Origin of the sequence: uncultured Cyclobacterium sp. (assembly GCF_963977555.1) — a bacterium.
GTDB lineage: Bacteria > Bacteroidota > Bacteroidia > Cytophagales > Cyclobacteriaceae > Cyclobacterium.
On sequence record NZ_CAXBPD010000020.1, the window covers coordinates 36373 to 48607 of the forward strand.

Genomic DNA, 12235 nt, shown 5'->3' on the forward strand with positions numbered 1-12235 from the left:
CATTAAATGTTTTCCGGTTTTGAGTAACCTCCGAACTTCTCTTCCAAGTATGCAGCTACCGCTAAAACTTTATCTTCTGTCCATGGCTTACCGACAATTTGCAATCCAATGGGCAGCCCTTCATCAGAAGTTCCAGCCCGAACCACAGCTGCTGGCCATCCCGTGGCATTGTACTCTGAGGTGTACCAATGTCCAGGTATTCTTTCAGCTTCTACCTTCATCGCAGCCGTTGAAGTAACTGGGCAAAGTATTATGTCAAAATCATCCATAAATTGAAGCATTTTACTTTTCAGTGCATCAATCTCTTCAACCAGTTTGGTATATCGATCTGCAGAAACAATTTCACCTGTGATATTTAAATTTGGAGAAATAACTTTGGTGCCGGAGGCCTTAATGAGTCGTTTTAGGTGAGCTTTACCATCGGCACTATTGAGTTCAGACCTCTTTTCGGAGAGCGCCTGAAGCACAGGTGGTCTTGCTTCCGTTACATTACTTACGGATGTTTTGAGTTGGTTTGCGCAATCAACCACCATTTTCTTAATTTCAGGAATAGGATCAGCCACGTCATTCGTGGTGTAATAGGCTATTTTAAGTTTTGAAAGGTCTACATCTGCTGGATCATTTAGAGGTACGGGGCTTATGCTTGCATCCAATTGATCCGGTCCACAAAGAATTGATAATAAGAGAAACAGATCTTCCACCCTCCGGGCCATCGGCCCTGGCTGTTGATAGGACCCATACCGATCACCATATCCAGGCAAATGACCTGTCTGCGGTATCCTCCCACTTGTGGGTTTAATACTTGTTATGCCACAAGCATGAGCAGGGGCTCGTACACTCCCACCTGAATCAGTACCTACATCAAAGTAAGACCCGCCAGTTGCCAGAATAGCCGCTGCACCTCCGCTGCTTCCTGAGGGGTGACGGGTGAGGTCATAAGGATTTAGTGTTTGGCCATAAATAAGGTTAAAGGTAAGTGAGGACATGGTAAATTCTGGTGTATTGGTTTTACCCAATAAAATGGCACCCTCTTCCTTCAGCCTTTTAACCACTGTGGCATCTGTGCCTGGTATATAATTTTTACGACCCAGCGTACCAGCTGTCGATATTATACCAGCTGTATCAAAAGAATCTTTGATAGTCATGGGTACACCATGAAGCAGACCTAAAGTTTCACCAGCTTTTACAGCTTCATCTGCTGCCTTTGCTTCCAAGAGTGCACGTTCTCTAACTATTTGAACAACTGCATTGATTTTAGGATTAACTTCATCAATTCTATCCAGACACAACTTTACAACCTCCTCACTGCTTATTTCTTGGTTCTTTATCATATTTGCCACTTTTGTGGCGGACATGTATAAAAGTTCCTCTGTTTCATCTGTGGAAGCGAATTGTTTTAGTGGAAGGACTACTCCCTTAGGAAGCTGCTGACCAAAAGTTGTAAATACCGAACCCAATGATCCAATACTCAGTTTAGCAATAAATTTCCTTCGATTGTTAAGGGTATGTTTTTTCATCTGATTTTTGTTTGGAAGATGTTTACGGGTAAGGATGGAATTTAAAATTTCCTCCTATTAAATCGTATACTTTAATTTTTCGAGTATATTCTACTCCTAAAAGATTTTAGGGCAGTAGTTTTGGCCAGACCTAATTTTTATATTGAGGGCTTTTGCCAACCTCCTGATTTTAATTCGAGGTAACTTGCTACTGCAAGTGCCACATCCTCACGCCATGGTTGGGCAACTATTTGTACACCTATAGGTAAGCCATCGGAATTTTGTCCGCATCTAACCACTGCTCCTGGCCACCCACAGGTGTTAAACGGTTTGGTATAGCTTTCTCCCGGATTATCCATGTAACGAGATTCCTCATTGTACTCACTATTGATATCACCTGCTGGTGAATTAGTACTTGGGCAGATAATTACGTCATATTGCGCAAACCACTGCAACATTTTACTTCTGTTGGCATCTTGCATCTCCAATAATTTTGTATAATGAGCTGTGGTAATGACATCATTCTGATTGATAAGTCTTTCTCTCAAAGAGGCACCATACGTTTTAGAACCTGCCCGATCTGTGGCTCTTTTGAGCCATTGCCAACCATCTCCAATTATCAGATCACGCCTAATAGTACCTAATTCTATGAGAAGGTTTTTTGGACAGTCTTCTACAACATCCATTGATATCTCATCCATCCATTTGGCTGCTTTTTTTACTGTTTCGATGGTAGCTGGGTCCGTCTTGGCAATGCCATTTTCAGGAAAAAATGCCACCTTTAGTTGGCTAAGGTCTACCTTCTTATAATCAGGCCAGGGCATAGGCACAACGGCTGCATCTTTAAAATCCGGGCCTGCCATGATAGGTGTAAGTAAATCAAGGTCTTTCACATATCTTGCCATAGGCCCTGGCTGCTGCCATAAATCAAATAGTCCTCCATAGTCAACAATATGTCCAGTACGTGGAAGTCTTACCGATGTGGGTTTGATACCGGCAATGCCATTGGTTGAGGAAGGGCCCCTAACACTTCCGCCCCAATCAGTGCCCACATCAAATGCAGAACCACCAGAAGCCACGATCGCTCCAGCTCCTCCGCTACTACCTGATGTGGTTTTATTTAGATCATATGGATTCTTACTAATGCCATAAATGATATTATTAGTAGAATTTACCCCTAGGACCCCACCTATCAAAGTAAACTCCGGAGTATTCGTTTTTCCCAATAAAATACCACCACCATTTCTGAGACGGTCCACAACCGTAGCATCTTCTTTCGGTATATAATTCATTTTACCTATAGTACCACCGGTGCTCACCACTCCTTCTGTCATGAAAGAGTCTTTAATGGTCATTGGTACCCCATGGAGCGAACCAGTGCTATTTCCTTTAGCCAATGCCTGGTCTGCCTTTTTCGCTTCCTCAAGTGCTCTATCGAAGCACTCCATTGTCACCGCGTTTAGCCGGTAATTTATATCATCGATTCGGTCAATATAAGTATTCACCACTTCAACAGCAGATATTTGCTTTTTTCTAATCATTTCAGCTATTGCTGTTACAGACTTGTAAATAATCTCGGAGGGTTCTGCTGTTTTACCAAATTCTCTGATAAGCAATCGTTTGTCTGAACCAATGGCTATGCCTGGTAGGCATACTGTTGCAATGGTTCCAGCAGATAACTTGGCCATAAAAGATCTTCTGGAATCTCCCTTAATCACCTTGTTAGCTTTATGTTTTTTCAGGTTGTTCATTTGTGAAGGTATTTGAGAAACGGATTATACCGGATTTAGCAATAGGATATAAAATAGCCTGTGCTGACTACACTCTTGGAAGGGTCAGAGTACTAAATAATTAACCTCCTGCATGTTTGAAATAAATAGTATTTAGGTATCAAATCGGTGGGATTTGCCAGCCACCCAATTTTTTTTCTAAATATTGGGCAACAGCCAACACTTTATGATCCTGAAAAGGCTGTCCAACGATCTGAACACCTATAGGTAGCCCTTTCTTACTCGTTCCTGCTCGTACTACAGCAGCAGGCCAACCTGTAAGGTTGAATATACCCATGTAACCGTAGTCATCTACAGCACCTGAGGATTTTTCGAATACTGTAGGATTAGGAGCAGCACCATCGAAATGAACCGGACAAATAATGATGTCATACTTTTGGATCCACTGCAATAATTTGCTTCTGCATCCATCTAATCTTTCAACCAGTTCTGTAAATTCTGATGATAGAATTTCCGTAGAAGGATCAGGTAAATTAAGAAGAGGATGAGTTTGCTTAGTTCCATTCTTTTCAGCAAGTCTACCTACCCATGCTCTTCCATCGGCTTTAAATAATTGCTGACGGACCTCTTCAGCTTCTTGAAAATCTTTAATAGGAGCGTCCTCTGTAGGCTGTATGCCTGCACTTACTAAGGAGGCTACTGCTCCTGAAATGGCCTCTACAGTTTCTGTGGAACAACTTTTTGAGCTACCATGATCGATAAACCAACAGTATTTCAAATTTTCAATCTGAATAGAATCAGGATCTGTCCACGGAACAGGATGAATAGCTGCATCTACTTGATCAGGTCCCATAATGATTGGAAGGATTAGCTTCAGGTCTTCTACATACCTGGCTATGGGTCCTAATACTTGATATGCATCAAACAAGCCACCATAATCTACAATGTGGCCTGTGCGAGGTACCAACCCTGATGTAGGTTTGATGCCAGCTATACCATTGAAATGAGCCGGACCTCTGATGCTACCGCCAAAATCTGATCCAATATCAAATGGTGAACCTCCGGATGCCACGATTGCACCTGCCCCTCCACTACTACCCCCAGGGCTATAACCCTCTTTATAGGGATTGCTTGTAATACCATAAATTAAATTGGCAGTGGTGCCTGACAAGGTAAATTCCGGAGTATTGGTTTTCCCTATAAGAATGGCGCCATTGGCCCGGAGTCTGGCAACTATAGTAGCATCTTTTGAAGGTATATAATCTTTTCTGCCTAGGGTGCCTCCTGTGCTTAATACTCCTTCTGTTTCCAGAGAGTCTTTGATGGTCATAGGTATACCATGCAATGCCCCCATTATTTCACCTTTGGCCAGCATATCGTCAGCTTTTTTAGCTTCAATAAGGGCCCTTTCTTTACAGGATAATACTACAGCATTAATCTGTGGATTAACCTCACTGATTCGTTCATACATAGTAGTAACCAGATCGACAGAGGAAACTTCTTTATCCCTTATCATTTGGGCCATCTGTACTACTGAGGCAAATTTTAAGTCTTCTGTAATATGATTGGGTTTGTAAAAAAGAGCTGATTTTTTTTTGAGGCTTGAATTATGAATGGGGGGCATCAATTCGAGATTCCTATTACCAAACAACATTAAAGTTGAGCTTATAAAACCTCTTCTGCTATTGTTCTTTTTGAACTTCATATTAATTTGCTTTACTGCTTAATTGCTATATTACTTATCCCACCATACCCTGGTTAAAAGATTATCTGTACCCTGCCTGGCCACAGCTGCCTCGTAGTTGGATTTATTTAAATTGATTTCACTTGGCGGGTAGCCTCTTCTCCTTGGGATGGCAGCTATTACAGCATCTTTAGCAATATCCAACTCAGGAATTTGAAGTCTACGCCATTCACACCAGGATTGTACGCCTTGCATGTAAAGAGAGATCCATTTTTGATTACCAATAGACTTTATAGGATCTGAGGTGTCGTAGACAACTTCCTCCTGAGTAAGATAATTGGATATGGCTGACGGATCGGTAATGCCCCATTGCTCCATGGAAGCAGTTATTGCCCTATTATAATGTTCTGAGGCATTGCCTGGAATCCAACCTCTTTCAACTGCCTCTGCTAAAATAAATTCTACCTCTGCATAGGACATAATTGTAAAAGTTGAGGTGGGTTGTAAGATATTTTGGGCATTTGGCCAAGAGACAGCGAAGTCGCTGATAGCACTGCCAGAAGCTACATCCAGACCTACAGGTTGCCCTATAAATCCGCCTCCTAAATCCTGGTTAAAAGCTGGATCAGCATATTTTTCCAGCCGAGGGTCATTGAGAGATTTTAGCATTTCTACCATAGTACTTCCTACACCGTAATTGGGAACACTCAATTCGAATCTAAAAAACCATGGATTGTTGTTTGGTTGAGATTCTAAAAATTGGTAAAAAGCATTGTCATCTGTAGAATTCATAGGCCCTGCTGTAAGGGCTTCGGACACAGCTAAAGCAGCCACATCCGGCGCTACTTTTGACATACGTAACCCAACACGCATTTTTAGGCTGTTTGCAAACCTGTGCCACTTGTCCATGTCCCCTTCATAAATAATATCTCCAGATATATTACCCTCACCTGGATTTATCATCTCAGCAGCCTCTGAGAGTTCCTTTAGCAAATCCATATAGATGGATTCTTGGGTATTGTAAGTTGGCAATGGATAACTATTTCCCTGCAATGTCTCCGTATAAGGAATATCTCCCCACACATCCGTAATGTTCTGAAAGGCCCATGCTTTAAGTATTCGGGCCACAGCTATTTGATTGTTATTAGGGCCTGAAAGAGCCGCATTGACCATAGTTTCCTCATTGGTATTGAGCGTAATGATCTCTTCCAGATCCTTTAATCCACTGGTGTAAAATGTGGAAAAATCCTCCTCAACAGTGGCATAAGTATCTGAAAATCCACCTCTTAAACTGGCTATTTGCTGTACGTAAATCATAGCTGGGAGACCTACTCCGTCTAACTGATCATGGTTGCCAAATAGGTCTGCTACCAGCTCTCGCTGTGCACTTGTCAAAAGGCTAGATGTAGGCACAACCACAGGTTGATTGGGATCTATGTTCATTTCTTCAAAGCCTTCTGTACAAGCTGATAAGAAAAGAAATAAACTAGTGGCTAAAATGATTAAATTTGTATTTATAATTTTTTTCATCTCAATAATTCTTAAATTTTAAAACAATTAATGAACAAGTAGATTTGGTGATTAAACCCTGTAAATTTTTTAATCTCTATATTCTATAGTTTTATATTGATATTGAAACCAATCACTCTTGGAGCAGGTAATGAAGCTCCCTCTAATCCTTGAACATTACTTGAACCATAGGCTATTTCTGAAGGATCAATATGAGGCACGTTGCTATGGAGCAAAGCTACATTTCTGGAAAAAACAGATAGTCGGACTCCTTTGACAAACATGTTTTTCAAAATTCGGTTAGGGAAACTATAACCCAGCCTTATTTCTCGTAATTTGACATAGGAAGCATCATAAACATTCAATCCATCTAGGTTGTATTGTTGCTTTAAAAAATTCTGGGCTTCGAGGTAAACCGTATTGGGTTCCCCATTTTCGAAAACGGCGTCTGCTTTTATTCCTCCTCCTTCTGAAACAGGATTTCTTATGGGCTCTCCTTTGTCATTATTCCCTACAGATTCAATAAACTGACCGTTGGCAATACCATTTTGTACCGTTTCTGACCAGAAACTTCCTCCAGATTGGAAATCGATCAATGCACTAAGACTTATGCCTTTGTATGTGAAAGTATTAGAAAGTCCACCAGTTAAATCTGGCATAATGTTACCTACAACTTCGCCTGGGTTTCGTAAATAAAACCCATTACTTCCAACTATTGGTTTTCCTGTTTCTTCATGATAGATGACGTTTGGAGTGATAATAGTACCGTATGGTTCACCAACTGTCGCATTAATCGAGTTTGTTCCATCCCTCGAGCCCAATTCAAAATTATTTTGTCCTTCGGCCAATTCTAATACCATGTTTCTATTCCTTGCCAAGTTGAGATTTACATCCCATGAAAAATTATTTCTTTCAATAGGAGTACCGCTAAGCATTACTTCAATTCCTTTATTCTCCATTTCACCTGCATTGACTATTAGTGATTTGAATCCAGTAGTAGAAGAAACAGGAAGTGCAAGGATTTGATTAAAGGTATTCACTTTGTATACTGTAAAGTCTAAACCAATTCTATTTTCAAAGAATCTTAAGTCTAATCCGCCTTCCAGATTAGAAACGGTTTCAGGTTTTAGGTTGCTGTTTTTTAGAACATCATCTACAGTGAAAACAGAAGTGTTTCCAAATGGATCACCATTTGCATAGGTGTTAATTAACCGGTACGGGTCTGTATCATTACCTACCTGGGCCCAACCAAGTCTCATTTTTCCAAAAGAAAAGAATTCAGCACCTCGCATCAAATTAGAAAATACAAAACTACTTGAAACTGCAGGATACAAATAAGAATTATTGTTTACAGGTAAAGTGGAAGACCAGTCATTTCTCAATGAAGCCTCAAAAAAGAGATAATCTTTATAGCCTATATTACCACTAGCATAGATACTTTGAACCTCTCTCTCAGATGTAAAATCTTTAATCTCGGGTCTTTGAAGTGAAGCTACTAGGTTATAGAAATTGGGTACACTTAAACCTCCTTGAGTTCTTGTATAGTTGTTTTTAAAGGTGTTTTTTCTAATATTTCCACCAAAAGTTACACCTAAGTTAAAATTTTCACCAAAATCCGAATTGTATTGTCCAAGAAGTTCTAGGTTGTCTTCACGGAAATTATAAAGATCCTTCTCATAAGCATTTTGAAGGTACCCACCAATAGATGCCCTGTCCTCTCTAACGTCAGTATAAAAGTCCGTTCTGGCATAAAATGTTAAAGATAACTTTGGGTTAATTTGGTAAGAAATATTAATGTTGCCAAACACCCTGTCCTTTAGGTCATTATTGTAACTTTCAAAAAGTGTGAAATAGGGGTTATTGTTATAACTTTGATCTAAATGACGCCCCAATCCCTGAGTATTCCAAGTCATATGGTAATACCTGTCTGAATTATAATTCCTCATTCTGGCTGGATCTATTTGGCGTTGAGTCCATGCATACCAGTAGGTCAATACATTCACAGGTCTTTCCGGTGACCAATCTCCTGTAGCCGGTCTTCCTAATGCTTCAGTACGTATATAGTTAATTTTTGCTCCGGCGGAAAATTTTTCAGACAACTGTGTTTTGGCACTTACTGCCACTGTATTTCTTTTGATTGAGCTATTCGGCATTGTTCCCTTTTGATCAAGATTTGTATAGGAGAGCCTAAATGTGCTTTTGTCATCCCCTCCACTTATTGAAACATTGTTTGATAATGTTATCCCTGTCTCAAAGAAATCCTTGATATTGTTTGGAGTTGCTTGCCACGGACGAACCTCTCCATAATTAGGTTCTCCAGGATACATACTATCCCAGTGTCTTACCAGTGTCCCGTCAAATCTAGGTCCCCAGCTATTATTAGCGTTTGTATTGACTACTTTGTAAGTCATTCCATCCAAGGGATCTACTGCTTCATCAAACGTAAGAGCAAAGCCACCACCATATTCATTTTGCATTTCCGGTAATAAATAAACGTCGCTAAACATTGTAGAAGAATTGATACTTACTCCTAGGCCTTTATTTTTAGCACCACTTTTAGTGGTAATTAGAATGACACCATTGGAGGCTCTGGAACCATATAATGCAGAGGCGCTAGGTCCCTTTAGCACGGAAATTGATTCCACATCATCTGGGTTAATATCCTGGGCTGCGTTGCCATAATCTCTACCACCATTACCGGAAACCTGATCAGAAGAATTATAGTTTGAATTATCAATGGGGGTACCATCCACTACAAAGAGGGGTTGATTATTTCCCGAAATAGAATTAATTCCCCTAATAGTGATACGAGAAGAGCCACCAATGTTTCCTGATGAATTCGAAATTTGAACGCCAGCAATTTTTCCTGTCAATCCATTTACGATGTTGGTCTCCTTAGCTTCATCTAGACCTCTTGTATCTACCTGTTGCACAGTGTAACCCAGCGCCCTTTCATCTCGTTTAACGCCCAAGGCTGTTACTACAATTTCTGAAAGTGCAGTCTCTTCAGGCGTCAAAAAAACGGTGATTTTGCTTTGGTTTTCAATATTTACCTCCTTCCTGTTGTAACCAATAAAGGAAACTTCTAAAAGTTTTTCAGATTCAGATAAATTAAGGGTAAACTCTCCATTAATGTCTGTTGCAGCACCTTTAGTGGTCCCCTTTACAAGTACACTAGCTCCTGGAATTGATTCTTCATTTTCATCAATAACTTTTCCGGAAACTGTAAGTTCCTGCCCAAAGAGCGGGTTAGTTAAGATAGATCCAATTAGGATAACCAAACCAAAGTAAAGTTTAATTCCAAGGAAATACCTTTTCATTACGTTAGTAAATTTTTTCATAGTGTTCTTTAAGATTAAGTGGTTTTTAATCTGCATTTTCGGAAAATACCGAAAGCCCAAGTGGTTACTTTTGGGTACAATTTGAAAAGATTACTTTGGGAGGTAAAAGAAGTATCCAGAGAGAATGTGGGATGAATGTCCAGACACCAAATAAAGATTTGATTTTATCAGCTGCTAAAATCTTATTGGCTCAATATATAGCAGGAATCTGAAATAGAAAAATTTACAAAAGTTTATTTTATTTAATCGGTGATAACGATATATTTAATGGTTATTGGTAAAGTATTAATTTAAACATTAATAAATTAATTAAAATTAATTTAACCTAAAAAAATTTAAATAAATATTTAATTTTTTATAAAAATAAAATTTTGTAAAAAAGTAAAAATTTTTTTTATAGGGTAAATTTTTATCCGTAATAGTTTCATATTTATTAAAAATTTCAAATCTGGTTACAGATTTAACTAGTATAAGTCAAAATTTAGTTAAATCAATAAAAATAGGTTATAATTTTAACCAATTTTAAAATTGAGGTAATTTCAAATTTTAAAATATTTATTTAAAATAATATTTTATTTGATCCATTAATCAAAAAAATTTATGTAATTAATTAATTATAAAAACATCTATCTCTGGAAATTTTCAAAATAAGGAAGATTGTATAAAAATTTCTGGTTTAGGAGCATCAGAAATAGGATGCTAAGACCCGCAAGGCAACAGATTATAGTAACCTGGAATAACAATTATCCGATGAGATTCAACTTCTAATTTCCATCTATTAAATGCTGATAAAACGGAGCAAAGGCTTTAATAGGACTAACTATACCATTGATTTCTTTCAATTATGGTTTTTGGTGAAGAGGATATAACCTTAAAGGATGAAATTGCGGGACTGATATTGGTAATTCAATCTTAAAATATACAAATTGCAGCGTCAAAAAATTTATTCAACCCATTGTAGGAATTAGGATTCATTTTTTTTGTGTTGTTATCACCATAAATTCAGTGTATTTGGAGCATAGCTTTGGCGTTGGCAAAAATTACAAAGAAGTGGTTGATTTTATCCGATGCATCGGATCAGCATTTAATTAGATGATTATTGCCTATTTTGGGTTTAAACTAATAAATGCTAAAAAATATGAATGATAGAATAAAATTGCCCCACAGTGATTTTGAAATTTCAAGATTAATTTTTGGTTGTTGGGCTGTAGTTGGAGGTTTTAATTGGGGCCATCAAGATAAAAAGGACTCTTTGGACGCCATGAGGGAAGCCTTTGACAAGGGTATTAGTACTTTTGATACTGCTGAGGCTTACGGAAATGGCGCTTCGGAAAACCTTTTAGCAGAAGCATTAGGAGATAAAAGATCAGATATGATTATAGCTTCTAAGGTTGGTCCTCAGGATTTTCTTCCTGAAGACGTGATCAAGGCCTGCGAAAGGGGATTAAAAAATCTTAAAACGGACTATATTGACCTGTATCAGCTTCATTGGCCAAACCCTGAGATTCCTCTAGAAGAAACCATGGGAGCGCTCCAAAAATTAAAAGAGGATGGCAAAATTAGGGCCTATGGTGTTTCAAATTTCGGAAACAAAAGCCTGGACATTTGCAAGCAATCAGGTTTTGCCGTTAGTAGCAATCAGATGGCCTATAACTTGATTTTTAGAGCAATTGAATTCAGTATCCTACCTCAATGTGTAGAAGACAATGTGCCAATTTTATGTTATTCTCCCATTATGCAAGGTTTGTTAACCGGGAAGTTTGATTCTGCCGAGCAGGTTCCTGATGACAGGGCAAGAACGCGACACTTTAATAAAGGTCGGTCTCAATCAAGGCATCAAGAAGAAGGTTGTGAAGCTTTGACTTTCCAAACCATTGCAAATATCAAAAAGTTTGCTGACGAGTCTAATATTACTATGGGTAATTTGAGTCTTGCTTGGCTCTTGGCTCAGAAAGGCGTTGCTGCGCCTATCGTTGGTGGTAGAAATGCAGATCAAGTCAGGAAAAACTTAAAAACCATGGAGGTTAAGCTTACTGCTGACATGGAAAATCACTTGAATGAAATCACTCTGCCTTTAAAAGAAAAGTTAGGTAGCAATGCCGACTTGTGGCAAACAGGTGGTCGAGTGATCTAATTTACTGATAAAGAATTGAAAATTTTACTGGTCAATAAAAACCTCTAAGGGTTTTTATTGACCATTTTTTTTAATATTTTCTCTAAAGTAGCAATAGAGATATCCAGATAGAAACGATTAACCCGGATTATGATGTAGGGGTCACAGTGCCTGTCCTAGTCTTTCTTAGGGAGTTGTGTAATCACCATAAATTCCTGCTGTTGAAAAATGGGTCATAGCATTATTGTGGAAAGGTCGAAAATAGCAACAATTGGCTTACTTTTTCCGCTGCGGCGGATCATCACGTAATACAAGGTGTATTGCATATTTCAGAACTAAAGCCAGTTCCATTCCCTAAAAAC

6 protein-coding genes are annotated in these 12235 nt (G+C 38.7%); 1 reads left to right on the forward strand and 5 read right to left on the reverse strand.

Annotated features, from left to right (window positions below):
- Positions 1-2 precede the first annotated feature (2 nt).
- From AAC073_RS20535 to AAC073_RS20555, 5 genes are all read right to left on the reverse strand, one after another.
- Positions 3-1517 carry an amidase gene (locus AAC073_RS20535; protein ID WP_339925689.1) on the reverse strand — a complete coding sequence of 505 codons (1515 nt, stop codon included), beginning with the start codon at positions 1515-1517 and terminating at the stop codon, positions 3-5.
- 137 nt (positions 1518-1654) lie between these two features.
- Positions 1655-3247, reverse strand: coding sequence for an amidase (locus tag AAC073_RS20540; protein ID WP_339925690.1), 1593 nt, complete (start codon positions 3245-3247; stop codon positions 1655-1657).
- Between the two features lie 139 nt (positions 3248-3386).
- The gene (locus AAC073_RS20545; RefSeq protein WP_339925691.1) at positions 3387-4931 is read right to left on the reverse strand and encodes an amidase; all 1545 of its coding nucleotides are present in this window, start codon (positions 4929-4931) and stop codon (positions 3387-3389) included.
- A 30-nt stretch (positions 4932-4961) separates the two neighbouring features.
- Positions 4962-6440 carry a SusD/RagB family nutrient-binding outer membrane lipoprotein gene (locus tag AAC073_RS20550; protein ID WP_339925692.1) on the reverse strand — a complete coding sequence of 493 codons (1479 nt, stop codon included), beginning with the start codon at positions 6438-6440 and terminating at the stop codon, positions 4962-4964.
- An 83-nt stretch (positions 6441-6523) separates the two neighbouring features.
- Positions 6524-9760 carry a SusC/RagA family TonB-linked outer membrane protein gene (locus AAC073_RS20555; RefSeq protein WP_339925693.1) on the reverse strand — a complete coding sequence of 1079 codons (3237 nt, stop codon included), beginning with the start codon at positions 9758-9760 and terminating at the stop codon, positions 6524-6526.
- A gap of 1138 nt (positions 9761-10898) precedes the next feature.
- Between AAC073_RS20555 and AAC073_RS20560 the strand changes: the two genes are divergently transcribed.
- Positions 10899-11894 carry an aldo/keto reductase gene (locus tag AAC073_RS20560; RefSeq protein WP_339925694.1) on the forward strand — a complete coding sequence of 332 codons (996 nt, stop codon included), beginning with the start codon at positions 10899-10901 and terminating at the stop codon, positions 11892-11894.
- The last annotated feature ends 341 nt before the right edge of the window (positions 11895-12235 follow it).